Below are 15,380 nucleotides of genomic sequence, written 5' to 3'. Positions count from 1 at the left end.
TTTTTGTTTGCGGTCAACAAAAAAACCGGTTCTCAGAACCGGTGATTAATAAATGGGCTTCCAACACCATACAATAAAGAAAAACACTGCAAATGCAATCAAGAAAGCAATCGCCCACCATGACCAGCCGTACCCGAAGCCGGCACCGGGGAAACCGAAACCAAACGGAAGCACCGCACTCCCCCCTTACTTGCAGACAATGGAGTATAGTCCATTGTACGCCAGCCCTGCAACAACCGTTTGGACTTTTATCCCGCCCATAAAAAAATAGGCTATTTGTCCTAACCTAAATGTCGAAATATGTGAAAAAATGCCGAAGAAACGAGAGATAGCCACCATTAAAATGGAGTAAAAGGATAAAAGAGGGGTAACTATTATGAAAAAATGGACATACTTGTTGGTAATCCCTTTATTGGCTGCATGCTCCACCACAGTCATCACCGGTGGAAGCTCCGAAAACGCCACACAATCCGAAGTGGCGGCAAAAACGGAAACTCCCGCTCTTCAAAAAAGTGAGCCTCCCACTCTTCAGCAAACGGCCACTCCTTCCCTGCAGAAACCGGAGCCCTCAGAACCACCGCAACCAAAAATCTCACAAACTTCTGGTTTCACGTATCCCGATGCAGTCCGCGGAATTTATGTTACCGCCCATTCAGCGGGTGGAGAACGCTTCAACAGTCTCGTCGATCTGGTTGACAAAACAGACTTAAACACGATGGTCATCGATATCAAAGACGACTGGGGCTATATCACTTACAAGATCAACGATCCAAAATGGGAAGATTCCAGCCGCCCCTACATCCATGACCCGAAAGCTTTGCTTGCAAAATTGAAAGAACATGACATTTATCCAATCGCCAGAATTGTAGTCTTCAAAGACTCCGTCTTCGCACAAGCCCACCCTGAATATTCCTTCCTTACCCAGGGACAAATATGGAGAAACAGTCGCGGAGAAGCGTTCGTCAATCCCTTCCTCCCCGAAGTTTGGAAACACAACCTTGAAATTGCAAAGAAAGCCGCAGAAGCAGGCTTCCAGGAAATACAATTCGATTATGTACGATTCCCCGAAGGCTTCGAAACAATGGACAATACCCTGCAGTATAACATGGGAGAGTATAAAGACCGGAAACCGACGAAATTTGCCCAATTGGAACAGGAATACCAGGCAGCGATAAACTCTTATGAATCAAGAAAAGCGGAACTGAAGAAGCAGCAGGAAGCTCTGCAAGCGAAGGTAAGCGGATACCAACCGAAAGAAAACCTGTCGGAAGAACAAAAGAAAGAACTGCAAGCCGCGGAAGAATCTTTGGCGAAAGCATCTGCCGAATTCCAAAACCACGAAAAGACAGCACCAAAAGCCCCTCAATTTTCCGAGAAGGAGCGTCTCGTTCAACTTCGTGTCGATGCCGTCACCGATTTCGTGTCGTACGCGAGAAAGGAACTGGAGCCTTTTGGCGCAAAAGTAAGTGTTGATATTTTCGGTTACTCGGCAACCCTGCCGGAAGCTCCCGGTATCGGACAGAACTTTGTGCGAATCTGCGAAAATGTGGACGTCATTTCCTCCATGATCTATCCGTCCCATTGGGGGCCCGGATATTTCAACATTCCCAAACCGGATCTTGAGCCCTATCGTTTGGTGGCAGAATATGCAAAAGCCGAAAATGAAAAATTAAACGGTTTGAAAAATAAGGTCACTTCTCGCCCCTGGATTCAAGATTTCACCGCAAGTTGGCTGGGTGGCGGGAATTACAAGTCGTACGGAAAAGCCGAAGTGGAAGCGCAAATTCGAGCGCTGAAAGATCACGGGATCAATGAATTTCTGATTTGGAATGCCGGCAATACCTATACGGATGGAGTCGATTACACGCCATGATGCACCGTAAAATTCCACTTCTTCTTGCGGTCGCGATAACGTTTGCGGGTTGTTCGAATCAACCCGCATCTCCGTCTTCCGCTCCGGCAGCATCCGATCAACCTTCGGAAGGAGCCGCAGCACCGGCGCCATCTACAACGCCGACATCCGCTCCGGAGGAGCCACAGCCGCTTCAGCAGCCTGAAGTCAAGGAACCGAAACGATACTACGTCGATACCCAAAACTTTTTCATTCATTCGGTTGAAGAATCTGCAAACGAAAAAATTGCACTGCTGACGTTCGATGATGGTCCGAAAGGAGATTCCACTCTTCAAATTCTTGATATTCTGGACCGTTACCACGCGAAATCAATCTGGTTCGTAAGCGGATTTAACTATGGATACAATTATCTGCCCGATCCCCACAAAGCAAAAAAGTTTGAAGAAATGATCCTCGAAATCAGAAAGCGGGGACATATAGTGGCAAACCACAGCTGGTCCCATGAAAACTTCAAACAACTTCCGCCCGATGTACAAAGAAAAGAAATTGCCTCCCTGAGCGAGCTTCTTGAAAAGATCACAGGCGAAAAACCAAAATTTATCCGGCCCCCGTTTGGATCCTATACAGATGTTTTTCAAGATGAAGTCAAAAAACAAGGTATGCAATGGATGAACTGGTCGGTCGGATCGCTTGACTGGGAGTACACCGATCCGCAAAAAGTGATTCAGCAAACTGTATCCACCATGCATAACGGAGCCAATATTTTAATGCACGACAATCCTGTGGAAGTTCAGGCTCTAGACGGAATTCTCAAACGGCTGACCGAGCAGGGCTATAAATTTGTGCTGCCGACAGAAGTAAAACCCGACTAAAGAAAACGATGAAAATAGTGATAGACGGGACATGCATACGTGTGTATAATTATACTTAATTTTTGCATATTCATTATAGGAAGTGAAGTCCCGTGCAATTTCGCAAAGCGGTAATGGGTGATACGGAAGCTATCTACGAATTGATCCAGATGAATGCGGATCTCGGCCTGGTATTGCCGCGTCCCCGTATTTCTTTATATGAAAATCTGCAATCATTAACCGTGATTGAGGATGAAGACCGTATTGTAGGTGTCGGCGGTCTCCATATCCTCTGGCAGGATCTTGCAGAAATCCGATCTCTCGCAGTTGCACCTGACAAAAAAGGAATGGGTCTTGGCAAAGAGCTTGTGTCCATCCTTGTGAAGGAATCTGCCCAACTCGGGATTCCGCGTGTTTTATCGCTCACCTATCAGGTGGATTTTTTCCGCAAATGCGGATTTGAGATCGTACAAAAAGAAACCCTTCCGCATAAAGTGTGGAAGGATTGTATCAATTGCAGCAAGTTTCCCACCTGCGACGAGACTGCCATGTTATATTACGTGTCCTAATTCAGGCGGGATAACCTTTGGCTGGAGTCGATTGGACTCCGGCTTTTTTGTTATTGCTTTGTCTCCGGATGAACCACCGCTGCCGTTTTCACATCGATCAACACCGGCTTGTTGGACTGCAGCGCTTCCCGCAAGGCTCTTTCGAGCTGTTCCTCCGTCTCAGTCCGGTACCCTTCCCATCCGCACGCTTGGGCCAATTTTACAAAGTCGGGATTTGTCAGCTGCACTCCTTCCGTTTGAAACCCGCTCACAATCATCTTGTCCAACTCCATCTGCAGGGCACCGTTATTAAACACCACAACGGTCACTTGTAACCCGTAACGAACGGCTGTGAGCAAATCGGCCATCACCATTTCGAGCCCGCCGTCCCCAACAACCGCTACCACTTGGCGATCCGGAGAACATAATTTGGCGGCAAGGGCCGCAGGGACTCCAAACCCCATTGTCCGCCAATCTCCCGAGAATAACACATCCTGATTTTGAGCTCTGAAGCTGCGGTTCATCCAGACTGTTACATCTCCGGTATCCAGGGTTATAACTGCGTTCGATGATACGGATCTCTCGATCACTCGACAAACTGTTGCGGGGTGGATTGGGGAGCCTCCAAGCATCCCTTCCTGCTCATTGGTTAACTCCCACATTCGTTTCACCACTGTCCATTTGGAAACCCATTCCGGATTTTTCTGATATCCTTGCAATCCTTCAGTCAACAAAGGAACTGCTACGGACGCATCCCCAACGATTCCGAGTTCAGTCGGTATGCCTTTTCCGATATTTTGCTGCGCCGTATCGATTTGGAGAATGCGGGCTTGTGTCGGGACATAGCCTTCCGGCCACCAGGTATCCCCAACCAGCAGTACCACATCAGACTGTTTAAACAGATCGTCAGCATATGGGTTTCCGCCTTGGCCAATGCCTCCAAGCATATTTGGAGAGGACTCGGGAATCATCCCTTTGGCCCCTAAACTGACGAGAATGCCTGCGCCCAATGTTTCCGCCAATTTTCCAACCGCTTGTGCAGCCGTTCTTCCCCCGACACCTGCAACGATCATCGGTTGTTTTGCGGAGGCGAGGAGTTGAATCGCCGATTGCAAACCGTGTTTGTCAAACTGAGCTGTCCCCTTCAGCAATGCAGGTTTCTGCCGGACTTTTGCCGACGTCATCATTGTAAACATATCTTTCGGTACTGAGAGATGTGTCACCGCACCTTCTGTCAAGGAGGTATGCATGGCCTTTACCAACACCTCCACCGTTGCATTCGGATGTGTAAGTAAGGTGCTGTACCGTGCGAACGGCTTAATCAGTTCCTGCTGATCGACATACTGCTTGTAGTCGGTTCCTATTTTATCTGTCGGTGCTTGTCCGGTAATTGCCAATACCGGTGCTTTATCCATGTGTGCATCACCGAGACCGTTTAATAAATTGCCAAGCCCGGGCCCCATCGTGGCAACGCATACTCCCAGTTTTCCCGTTAACTTGGCTTCCGCTGAAGCCATCATGGCGGCAACCGATTCATGTTTTACGGCAATAAACCGGATCCGATTTTGCTTCGCAATCGCATCCATCAAGCCCAGAATGGCGTCTCCCACCACTCCGTATATCCGTTCCACACCCCATAAGTGCAGCTGCTCCAAAATCGTCTCGGCCACCGTTTTGTTATTCCACGGTGTCACCGCTGATGCCGCTTGAACGGCAGCAACCTGATTCTGCGGCTTCTGTTGAATTTCTTGAACCATTTGTCCGTCCCCTTTATCACGATTCTTCGTACTTAACGTGTGTTGGAGAACGGAAGATTATGCTAAAGAGCTAATTTGGCTTTCCAAGATTGACTCTGCTTACCTAATGCGACCGCAACCAATTGGTTCATAACCTCTACCGCATTCGGGTTGTTCTTTAAACTTGTGGGCTTCCATATGATCACCCTTCTCAAAACGTCTTTTTTTATTTTGTAAATATTTATTTTTACTTATTTATCACAGATGTTAAAAAGGGACAATAATAAGTAAAAGTAAATTATTAAATTATATAAGTCTTGCAATAATTTGATTGACCCATTTGACATTCCACTGATATGATTTATATTGTTAATTATTTTCCAGATTGTCAGTTCCTAAGGGGAGTCTTGGTGAAAAAACGTCTGGTTGCACTTACTATGTCTTCTGTACTTGCACTTTCCTTGTTAGCCGGCATACAGGGCGGAGCTAACGCGCAGGAGGAAAAATCCTATTTAGTCTCCTTTAAAGGAAATCTGCCTGTCGATTACCAGGCGCAAATCCAACAGGCTGGCGGCGCTGTTACCCGAACGATCGCTGAAGTGGGAATTGTCGAAGCAGCTTCCAACAATCCTTCCTTCTTACCCAGCTTGCGCTCCAATCCCGAAATTGAAGCTGCCGATGAAGAAATTGAACTTTATCTTGAGGATGATCCCCAGGCGGATGAGGCGGGCAGCAAGACGTTTGTTCCCGGAACCACAAACGCTTGGGACCAAAATGGTCACGGTACCCATGTGGCAGGCTCGATTGCAGGAAGCGGAAAAGTGCTTGGCGTAGGTCCAAATCTGAAAGTCCGTGCCTACAGAGTATTTGGCGCAACCGGAGGAGCAAAGCAATCCTGGATTACCGATACAATTGTTTCAGCGGCGAATGACGGAGTCGAGGTCGTAAACATGAGTCTCGGCGGCTGGCGTTGGCTGGCTCATAACCTGGACGACAAAGGACCAGTCTGCGTCGATGGTTGCCTACCATCGTGCAATTCAATATGCAATCAAAAAGGGAGTTACAGTTGTCGTCGCTGCGGGGAACGACTCCCGGAACCTGAACAGTCTGCACGACATGCAAACCTATTGGAAACAAATTTACGGATGGGACATTAAAGGTCCTTCCCGGGTGGTACCGGCACAGATTCCCGGAGTAATCACAGTTTCTTCGTCGAATGAATGGTCCAAAGATGTGATTGCGTTTTACTCCAACTACGGCAGCGGGGCAATTGATGTAGCCGCTCCGGGGAGAGACAACGGACCGGTTTATGATGCTCTCTACCGGCAAGACCCAACTGGCAATTACCTCAACAAGCGCGACTTTATGTATCGTACGCTGTCCACCTGGCCAACTTATCTGCCGCCCTACCCTACTGCGAATCTCACAGGGTATGCGCTGCTGCACGGCACTTCCATGGCAGCTCCAAAAGTAGCGGGCATCGCAGGGGTGATCAAAGCTCAACACCCGGAATACAACCCCGCGCAAATAGCTGCATCAATCCAACAGACCGCCGTCGACCTGGGCAAAAGCGGGCATGATCAATACTTTGGCGCAGGTGAAGCAAACATCGATAACGCTTTACTGAAAAAATAAGTTTATGCAAATAACGCGTCGATCCGGAGCGTAACTCTGACCAAAGAAAAAGTGGCCACTTCGCTTCTGCAAAGTGTGCCACTTTCTAATCCCTACTGTTAAACAGTTTGGTACAGTTCAGCCAGAGTCTCATCGAGAATGGAAACCGCTTGGTCAATCTGCTCTTTCGTTACGATCAGAGGGGGTGTAAATCTCACCGCGTTCCCCCCGGCAACAGTAAGCAGCAATTTCTTTTCCATACATGCTTTTATCACATCGCCCGCCGGACGATCCAGTGACAAGCCGACCAACAATCCCATCCCCCTTACTTCCTGCGCTACCGGGTGTTTGTCGACCAACTGCTGCAGCTTGCCGACGAGATAACCACCCATCTCTCTTACGTTGTCCATAATCCCCTCTTGCAGTAAGAGGTTTACGGTTGCAAGACCCGCAGCCGTCGCCAGCGGATTTCCGCCAAACGTGCTCGCATGAGTACCCGGCACCATTACATCCGCAACATGTTGTTTGGCCAGTACCGCACCAATCGGAACCCCATTCGCCAAACCTTTCGCCAATGCAAGAATATCGGGTTCAATTCCAAACTGCTCGTATGCGAAAAATGTACCTGTACGCCCGACGCCGGTCTGTACTTCATCCAGAATGAGCAAAAAGCCGTTCTCATCACAAAGTGCCCGCAGTTCCTGCAGGAATGCCTTACTAAAGGGACGGACTCCGCCTTCTCCTTGCACCGGCTCTAACAGAATTGCACAAGTTTTTTCCGAGATCAAAGACTTAACCGATTCGATATTTCCGGGATTAGCATAATGGAACCCCGGAACGAGCGGTCCGAATCCCTCTTGGTATTTTGCCTGGCAGGTAGCCGTTAATGCACCTAAAGTTCGGCCATGGAAGGAATGTTCAAACGTAATGACCTCATGTTTTTCAGGACCGTAGTTCTCGTATGCCCAGCGGCGAGCCATCTTAATGGCCCCTTCAATCGCTTCCGCTCCCGAGTTGGAGAAGAATACTTTATCGAAACAGGATAACTCCACCAATTTTGCAGCCAATTCGATCTGATTCGGAATGTGATAAAGGTTGGAACAGTGCAGAAGTGTGGCTGCTTGTTCCGCAATTACTTTTGCAATCTCCGGATGTGCATGACCAAGGGCCGTCACCGCGATGCCGGCGGTAAAATCGAGATACTTGTTCCCTTCCGAATCGTACAGCCAAATGCCTTCCCCTTTTGCCATCGAAACAGGCCAGCGTCCATACGTTTGCATCACATGGTTGGTCATGCGGTCTCCTCCCCGATTACCATAGTGCCGATCCCTTGATCGGTGAATACTTCGAGCAGCAGTGCGTGCGGTTCTTCCCCGTTCAAAATGTGAACATGTTTGGCACCCGCTGCCAGCGCTTGCAAACAAGCCTCCACTTTTGGAACCATTCCGCCCGTTATTTGCCCTTCTTCAATCAGCAATTGAATCCCCTCGGGTGTAATTTGGTTCAGAACTTGTTTACCATTCGGAGTATTACGTAAAATACCGGGCACATCGGTCAGCAAAACCAATTTTTCCGCATGGAGTGCACCGGCAATTGCCCCTGCAGCCGAGTCGGCATTCACGTTGTAGCGGACGCCGTTCTCATCTACCCCAATCGGAGCGATGATCGGTACCACCCCTGCGTCAAGTAACTGAGTAAGGAAGGAACTGTTAACGCTGACCACCTCACCGACAAGTCCAAGTTCTTCCCGCTTTTGCCGTACCTTCAGCAAACCGCCGTCCACACCGGTTAATCCGACTGCCGCCACCCCGTTTTTATAAAAAGTCGCTGCAATCCGTTTGTTGATACTGCCCCCTAAAACCATCTCCGCAACATTCATCGTCTCCGCATCCGTCACCCGAAGTCCGTCAACGAATTGGGATTCGATCTGCAAACGGTTTAAGAGCCCTGTGATCTCTTTGCCGCCCCCATGTACCACAACCGGACGAATGCCCGCCTGTTTCAGCCAGATAATGTCGAGAATCACCTGTTCAAATGGGCCGCCCATCGCAGATCCACCGTATTTGATTACCATCGTCTTGCCAGCAAACCGCTGGATATAAGGTAAAGCTTCAATCAGTACCGAAGCCTTCGCCGTAAACTCTGTCATTCCTCCGCCTCCCCAATCCCTGTATCGGGATAGAAGTTGTTATGTCCGGTAGCTTCCATTGATCTTCACATATTCGTAAGTAAGATCGCATCCATATGCGGTCGCATCCGCGTGCCCGACATTCAGATTCACTTTAAATACAACCGGATCTTTCTGCAGTTCCAACGTCGCCTCCGCTTCGTCATATTCCATTCCCATGCCGTTTGCTGCCACTTGGATCGAACCGATCCAAATGTCCACACGGTTGGGATCGACTTCCGCTCCGGAACGCCCGACTGCCATCATCAACCGGCCCCAGTTCGCATCAGCGCCAAACACTGCCGTTTTCACCAGGCTGGATCCGACGATTGTCTTAGCCACTTTTTCCGCATCCTCTTCCGAACGGGCACCGCAGACTTCCGCCACGATCAGCCTCGTAGCTCCTTCTCCGTCACGGGCAATCGCCTTGGCCAAATGCAGCGCAACATACTCCAGCGCTTCGACAAAAAGCGGCCATTCTTCATGACCCGGATTGAGAGTATCATTCCCGGCTTGACCATTTGCAAGAACTAGCACCATATCATTCGTGCTGGTATCACCGTCAACGGTAATCCGGTTAAATGTGCGGTTCGTGATCTGGCGAAGTGCGGCTTGCAAAGCTGCTTGTTCAATCGCAGCATCGGTTGTAATAAAGCCCAGCATCGTCGCCATATTCGGATGAATCATGCCGGACCCTTTACCTGCTCCACCAATCGTGACGACCTTGCCCTCAATTTCAACCTGTACGGCAACTTCTTTTTTCACAAGGTCGGTGGTCATAATCGCCCGGGCAAAATCGACTCCGCCGTCACCGCTCACTTTACGGCTTGCTTCCGCAATCCCCTCGGAAATCCGGTCCATCGGAAGCAATACTCCGATGACACCTGTCGAGGCCACGCCCACAAGCTCTTTGTCAATTTGAAACACTTTTGCTGTCAACTCTTGCATTTCTTCCGCGTCTTTAATCCCTTGTTCGCCCGTACAGGCATTGGCGTTCCCGGAATTGACAACTACTGCTTGCAGAAGTCCCGTTTTTTCCAAAGAAGCTTTCGTCACCAAAAGAGGGGCCGCTTGAACAGCATTCGTGGTATACACGCCTGCCGCCGCCGCCGGAACTTCAGAAACGAGAACCGCTACATCCTTTTTCTCTTTCTTTCCGTTCTTGATGCCGGCAGGTACCCCCGCTGCCTTATACCCTTTCGGGGCAGTAACTCCCCCGTTTTCAACTACCTGAATTTTTTTCTCTGTCTTTAACATGTTTCATCCCCCTTACGGGTATAATGGCACAGCTGTCAAGCCGCTCGTTTCCTCGAATCCCATCATAATGTTCAAATTCTGGATCGCCTGCCCGGAGGCACCTTTCACCAGGTTGTCGATCGCTGATAACACAGTCAGCCGACCTGTACGATGGTCAAGCGACAATCCGATGTCGCACAGGTTTGAACCGGCTACTTCCTTCGTTTGCGGGTAATTCCCTTCAGGGCGAATGCGAACAAACGGTTTCCCTTCATAGGTGCTGCGATAGAGATCAAACAGCTTCGATTGTGTCCAACCCGCTTTGACTTTTGCATAGCATGTTGCAAGAATCCCCCGGTTCATAGGCACAAGGTGAGGCGTAAACGTCATGATTACCTTTTCCCCTGCAATACGGGATAACTGCATTTCAATCTCCGGCGTATGCTGATGCTGATTCACCCGATAAGCTTTGAAGTTTTCGTTCACTTCCGCAAAAAGGGATCCCAGCGAAGCAGTCCTCCCTGCTCCCGAGACACCCGATTTGGCATCGACAATGATCGAATCCTTTTCGACTGCTGCCGCTTGAATTAAAGGCAGTAAGGCGAGAAGCGTCGCAGTCGGAAAACATCCCGGATTCGCAATCAGCTTTGCCTCTTTGATTTCCTCGCGGTACCATTCGGACAGACCGTAAACAGCCTCATTCTGAACCTCTGCCGGAACAGGTTTTTTCCCGTACCAAGTCTCATAGAGGTCAGCAGGCAGCCGCAAGTCCCCGCCGAGATCAATGACGCGCAGGCCATTTTTTAAGAGTCCGGGCACAATCCCTCCCGCGTGTCCGCTGGGAAGTGCGATAAATGCCACATCGGCCTGTTCCGCAATCGCATCCGGATCGACCGTTTCGATTCTATTGCCATAAAACCCCTGAAGATGAGGATAGATCGATTGTATGTCTTTTCCTGCTGACGAATCACCCGTCATGCATGTCACCTGGACTTGAGGATGACGTTGCAGCAATCGCAGCAGTTCAATGCCTGTATATCCTGATGCTCCCACAACAGCAGCACGAATCATCTTTAGATTCCCCCATAAATCACGATATGAAAACGATATGAATGATTATACATATATATGTATATTTTTTCAACACCATTTAGAAACGTAAAAATAACCCGCTTCCGACTATAGGAAACGGGTATGGTTGGAATCCGCAGATTATTTTTTAGCGGCCAGCCAGTTGCTTATTTCGTTTATCTCTTCCGCTGTAAGAACGTCCTTGAACGGTGGCATCCCACGTCCGCCTTTTTCAATCATCAATTTTATTTGTTCCTGCGGCAGCTTGCCTCCCACTTTGGTGAGATTAGGGCCGCTTCTCCCTTCCAGCGAGCTTCCATGACAAGCGGAACAGTTTTTTCTATAAGCGGCAGGAATATCCGAAACGGCGGGCTGTCCTTCCTGCTTATCTTTGGTCGCGCACCCAGTTGCAATCAAGGCCACACCTAGTGCAACCGACATAGTGAATTTTCGATTCATGATCCGCTGCCTCCAAATCGCATTGATCCATTCGCATTGTCCGGTTGATCCCCTCTATTCATTATGCAAAGAAATGAAAACAAAAAAACCCTCAATTCCAAAATCAATCGAAGGTGCAGGCAGTGGGCGCAGAAGGGATTATTTTTACCACAATGGTCGTTCTCATAGATCGGTGCAATGGCTGCACCGTTACTTTACGACAATCTTCGCTTGCATGCTGCTGTGGCCTGAACCGCACGGAACTGAGCACACAACAAAGTACTCGCCCGATTTTTCGGGAGTCCAGGTCACCGTTTTGACTTCATCGCTTTTTACGGTTTCGTTAATGGAGGAATCGGTAATTTTGTATCCATGGACGCCTGCTTTCCCCTCAAGCGTCAGTTTCACCGGTTGCCCCGCTTTCAGTTCACCCTGGGTCACTTCAAACTTATAGTTCGAGCCTGCAATCTTCACTTCTTGCGGGTTCCCTGTCATCACGGGATTGGAAGTTGAGGCAGACTCCCCTCCGCCGCATCCGGCTAAGATTCCAAGAGAAGCAGCAGCTATCACAAACAATTTCGCAGATCTGGTCATAGAAAAAACCTCCTCGTTCCAATCCTAACATCATTGGGGCAAGGAGGTGTTGACAGTTTTGTGAAAACTATTTCTTGATCACTTTTTCTGCCGCAGCCACAACGTTGGCCACTGTAAATCCGTACTCTTCGATCACTTTGTCACCAGGTGCGGAAGCTCCGAACTTATCGATGCCAAGTACGGCACCTTGCTCGCCGACATAACGCTCCCAGCCCATCGGATGTCCCATTTCAATTGCCACACGTGCTTTCACATTAGGAGGCAAAATTTGATCTTTGTAGGACTGAGGCTGTTTTTCGAACAACTCCCAGCTTGGCATGCTGACGACACGGGCCGCAACGCCTTTTGCAGCCAATTCCTGTTGGGCTTTAATGGCCAGGCTGACTTCCGAACCGGTAGCGATCAAAATAACTTCCGGCTGCTGTGCGGAAGCTTCGGAAACTACGTACGCCCCGCGTGCCACTTTTTGATAAATATTGTCCTGAGTTCCTTCGAGAACCGGCAACCCTTGGCGGGACAGCACCATCGAAACCGGGCCTTTGCTTTCCGCAACAGCGTAACGGTAGGCCGCAGCCGTTTCATTCGCATCGGCAGGGCGGAAAACAGTCATGCCCGGAATCACACGGAGTGCAGTAAGGTGTTCAATCGGTTCATGAGTCGGCCCATCTTCGCCAACCGCAATACTGTCATGTGTCAATACGTAAATCACGGGTACGTTCATCAACGCAGACAGCCTCATTGCAGGTCGCAGGTAATCGGAGAATACGAAGAAAGTTCCTCCGTAAACCTTCACCCCACCGTGTAACGCCATTCCGTTCAGGGCGGCTCCCATCGCATGTTCCCGCACTCCAAACCAAATATTCCGGCCACTGTAATCCCGTGAACTGAAATTGGACTCTCCCTTTAAAAGCGTCATGTTCGAAGAAGCCAAGTCGGCCGATCCTCCTAGGAAGAAAGGAACCTTTTTGGCAATCGCATTCAGCACATCACCGGATGCATTCCGTGTTGCAATCTTCCCCTTGTCCGGAGTATAGGTGGGCAAACTCTCCTCCCAACCGGCAGGGAGCTTGTTGCCGATTGCATCCTCCAGCTGCTGAGCCAATTCAGGAAACTCCCGTTTGTATTGATCAAATTGTTGCCGCCATTCGGCTTCTGCCCGTTCACCCTGTTCCTTCACTTTGGCAAAATGTGCCCGAACTTCATCCGGAACGTGGAACGGTTCATGCGGCCATGCGTATGCTTCTTTCGTCAGTTGGGCTTCCTCGTTGCCAAGCGGCTTTCCGTGCGCTTCCGAACTGCCGGCACGATTCGGGCTTCCATAACCGATCGTCGTGCGTACTTCAATTAAGGTAGGGCGCTCCGTATCTTTGTGGGCTTCTGCAATTGCCTGTTCAATTGCCTGTATATCGTTGCCATCCTCAACACGAAGCACCTGCCAGCCATACGCTTCAAAACGCTTTTCCACACTTTCACTAAACGAGAGATTCAATTCCCCATCGAGTGAGATATCATTTGAATCGTACAATACGATCAGACGGCCGAGTTTCAAATGACCTGCCAAGGAAGCGGCTTCCGCTGCCACACCTTCCATCAAATCGCCATCGCCGCAAATGGAATATGTATAATGATCAATCATTTCATGTCCGTCACGATTATAGACGGCCGCCATGTGGCGCTCAGCCATCGCCATCCCGACAGCCATCGAGATCCCTTGTCCCAACGGACCCGTAGTGGCTTCCACACCTGGCGTATGCCCAAACTCAGGATGACCGGGAGTGCGGCTTCCCCATTGACGGAAGTTTTTCAAATCATCCATCGTTACATCGTACCCGGAAAGATGCAGCAAACTATACAGCAGCATGGAACCGTGGCCCGCTGACAGTACAAACCGGTCCCGATCAAACCAGGAAGGATTGGTTGGATTATGCTTCATAAAACGAGTCCAGAGAACGTACGCCATCGGTGCGGCGCCCATGGGCATTCCGGGATGGCCGGAGTTCGCTTTATTGACCGCATCAATGGAGAGTGTGCGGATCGTATTAATCGCAAGTTGTTCTACAGAGTTGTGATTCATTCAGAATACTCCTTTCAAAATTGTTCTGATCCTTTTCTCAAAATCCCTGTCTATGCTGAACTATAAGGTTGGAAGCAGGAATCCTTTCCCTAAAACTTCGTGTGCGTCCGACACGATCACAAATGCTTCCGAATCGACAGAGCGGACAAGATCTTTTAAGTTGGACACTTCCGATTGGTTCACCACACAGAGCAAAACCTTTCGGTTCTCCCCGGTATAGCCTCCCACCGCTTCCAACTGTGTAACACCGCGGTCAAGTGAATGAAGAATTCCTTCTTTAATTTGGTCATGATGGGCCGAGATTATATAGGCAACCTTGGAACGAGCCAAGCCTTCCTGGATAAAATCGATTGTCTTCCCTGTCACAAACAAACTGACCAATGCATAAAGGATGCGTTCCACATTAAACATGACAGCTGCAGACACGATAATCAAACCATCAATGACGAGAAGCAACACTCCCGGTGAAACGCCCGTTAACTTCTGTACCAAACGGGCCAACAAATCAGTTCCGCCTGTAGTGGCACGACCCCGAAATACAATCCCGAGTCCGCCTCCAAGCAAAACACCCCCATAAATACACGCCAATAAAGGCTCATCCGTTAAAGGGGTTGTGCGGAAAAAATCGGTCAGTTGTATGAATCCGGCCAATACTACGAAACCGTACAATGTTTTAAAACCGAAGGCCTGTCCGCCAAGCATTTTCCAACCCGCCACAAAGAGCGGAATGTTGAGCAAAAGTGTAGTAGCCGAAATCGGTATGCCCAGTGCAAATTCCAGGAGGATACCGATTCCCGTCAAACCGCCCGTCACAATTTGATTCGGAACAAAAACCCAGTTCACCGAAAGGGCGGTCAGAAAAGCACCGATTGTGACAAAGATCATATCGCGTACCCAAGAACTCGTTAGAGAGACACGATCACGGTTGCGTTTCAACGACAATCCCCCAATTGTAAACACATGTTGTCAATCTTAGTATGTACGAAATATTCATTTCGAATGGTTGAGTTTTTCCTATGAAGTATACCATTCCTCTGTTTCGAAGGGAAGTACGATTACGGAATAGACAAAAACACATTGGAGTGACTTTCGTTCAATAAATGAAAGAGGCCTGATCAACAGATCAGGCCTTATGGTGCCTAGCAACGACCTACTCTCCCAGGGCTCGTGCCCAAGTACCATCGGCGCTGGAGAGCTTA

The 15,380-nt window shown here is 49.3% G+C and carries 15 protein-coding genes; 5 read left to right on the top strand and 10 right to left on the bottom strand.

The window, feature by feature from the left end; all coding sequences use genetic code 11:
- Window positions 1–45: 45 nt before the first annotated feature.
- Window positions 46–174 (bottom strand): hypothetical protein, encoded by a 129-nt coding sequence (locus tag ACFO8Q_RS13105; protein ID WP_380026262.1) that lies wholly within the window; start codon window positions 172–174, stop codon window positions 46–48.
- Window positions 175–376: 202 nt separating this feature from the next.
- Here ACFO8Q_RS13105 and ACFO8Q_RS13100 point away from each other — a divergent pair, with 202 nt between their 5' ends.
- From ACFO8Q_RS13100 to ACFO8Q_RS13090, 3 genes are all read left to right on the top strand, one after another.
- Window positions 377–1,873, top strand: coding sequence for a putative glycoside hydrolase (locus tag ACFO8Q_RS13100; RefSeq protein WP_380026261.1), 1,497 nt, complete (start codon window positions 377–379; stop codon window positions 1,871–1,873).
- Window positions 1,870–2,724 (top strand): polysaccharide deacetylase family protein, encoded by an 855-nt coding sequence (locus ACFO8Q_RS13095; protein WP_380026260.1) that lies wholly within the window; start codon window positions 1,870–1,872, stop codon window positions 2,722–2,724. Before ACFO8Q_RS13100 ends, ACFO8Q_RS13095 begins: the two co-directional genes overlap by 4 nt.
- A 92-nt stretch (window positions 2,725–2,816) precedes the next feature.
- Complete coding sequence (locus tag ACFO8Q_RS13090; RefSeq protein WP_380026259.1) at window positions 2,817–3,272, top strand: N-acetyltransferase; 456 nt, start codon at window positions 2,817–2,819, stop codon at window positions 3,270–3,272.
- 50 nt (window positions 3,273–3,322) lie between these two features.
- Here the strand turns inward: ACFO8Q_RS13090 and ACFO8Q_RS13085 are convergent, their stop codons facing one another.
- Window positions 3,323–5,008 (bottom strand): thiamine pyrophosphate-binding protein, encoded by a 1,686-nt coding sequence (locus tag ACFO8Q_RS13085; protein ID WP_380026258.1) that lies wholly within the window; start codon window positions 5,006–5,008, stop codon window positions 3,323–3,325.
- 389 nt (window positions 5,009–5,397) lie between these two features.
- On the opposite strand from ACFO8Q_RS13085, the gene ACFO8Q_RS13080 reads away from it, so the two are divergent.
- Together ACFO8Q_RS13080 and ACFO8Q_RS13075 are read left to right on the top strand one after the other, a co-directional pair.
- On the top strand, window positions 5,398–6,144 hold the full coding sequence (locus ACFO8Q_RS13080; protein ID WP_380026257.1) for a S8 family serine peptidase: 747 nt from the start codon (window positions 5,398–5,400) through the stop codon (window positions 6,142–6,144).
- Window positions 6,035–6,622 (top strand): S8 family peptidase, encoded by a 588-nt coding sequence (locus ACFO8Q_RS13075; RefSeq protein WP_380026344.1) that lies wholly within the window; start codon window positions 6,035–6,037, stop codon window positions 6,620–6,622. The genes ACFO8Q_RS13080 and ACFO8Q_RS13075 overlap by 110 nt, the downstream gene beginning before the upstream one ends.
- Window positions 6,623–6,720: 98 nt before the next feature.
- Here the strand turns inward: ACFO8Q_RS13075 and ACFO8Q_RS13070 are convergent, their stop codons facing one another.
- The 8 genes from ACFO8Q_RS13070 to ACFO8Q_RS13035 all read right to left on the bottom strand — a co-directional run bounded on the left by ACFO8Q_RS13070 (window position 6,721) and on the right by ACFO8Q_RS13035 (window position 15,117).
- Window positions 6,721–7,896 carry an aspartate aminotransferase family protein gene (locus tag ACFO8Q_RS13070; protein ID WP_380026256.1) on the bottom strand — a complete coding sequence of 392 codons (1,176 nt, stop codon included), beginning with the start codon at window positions 7,894–7,896 and terminating at the stop codon, window positions 6,721–6,723.
- On the bottom strand, window positions 7,893–8,750 hold the full coding sequence (argB, locus tag ACFO8Q_RS13065; protein ID WP_380026255.1) for an acetylglutamate kinase: 858 nt from the start codon (window positions 8,748–8,750) through the stop codon (window positions 7,893–7,895). The genes ACFO8Q_RS13070 and argB overlap by 4 nt, the downstream gene beginning before the upstream one ends.
- 39 nt (window positions 8,751–8,789) lie before the next feature.
- A complete protein-coding gene (gene argJ, locus ACFO8Q_RS13060; protein ID WP_380026254.1) occupies window positions 8,790–10,025 on the bottom strand; it encodes a bifunctional glutamate N-acetyltransferase/amino-acid acetyltransferase ArgJ in 1,236 nt (411 codons plus the stop codon).
- Window positions 10,026–10,037: 12 nt separating this feature from the next.
- The gene (gene argC / locus ACFO8Q_RS13055; protein WP_380026253.1) at window positions 10,038–11,075 is read right to left on the bottom strand and encodes an N-acetyl-gamma-glutamyl-phosphate reductase; all 1,038 of its coding nucleotides are present in this window, start codon (window positions 11,073–11,075) and stop codon (window positions 10,038–10,040) included.
- A gap of 141 nt (window positions 11,076–11,216) precedes the next feature.
- Complete coding sequence (locus tag ACFO8Q_RS13050) at window positions 11,217–11,534, bottom strand: c-type cytochrome (RefSeq protein WP_380026252.1); 318 nt, start codon at window positions 11,532–11,534, stop codon at window positions 11,217–11,219.
- Between the two features lie 189 nt (window positions 11,535–11,723).
- Entirely contained in the window at window positions 11,724–12,107 is a 384-nt protein-coding gene (locus ACFO8Q_RS13045; RefSeq protein ID WP_380026251.1) for a cupredoxin domain-containing protein, read from the bottom strand.
- Window positions 12,108–12,174: 67 nt separating this feature from the next.
- Window positions 12,175–14,181, bottom strand: a complete 2,007-nt coding sequence (gene tkt / locus ACFO8Q_RS13040; RefSeq protein ID WP_380026250.1) for a transketolase — start codon at window positions 14,179–14,181, stop codon at window positions 12,175–12,177.
- A 60-nt stretch (window positions 14,182–14,241) separates the two neighbouring features.
- Window positions 14,242–15,117, bottom strand: coding sequence for a YitT family protein (locus ACFO8Q_RS13035; RefSeq protein WP_380026249.1), 876 nt, complete (start codon window positions 15,115–15,117; stop codon window positions 14,242–14,244).
- Window positions 15,118–15,380 lie beyond the last annotated feature (263 nt).

The sequence above is a fragment of the Effusibacillus consociatus genome, assembly GCF_042652925.1.
In the GTDB taxonomy this organism is placed as follows: domain Bacteria; phylum Bacillota; class Bacilli; order Tumebacillales; family Effusibacillaceae; genus Effusibacillus; species Effusibacillus consociatus.
This window is presented reverse-complemented; position numbering and strand designations above follow the sequence as displayed.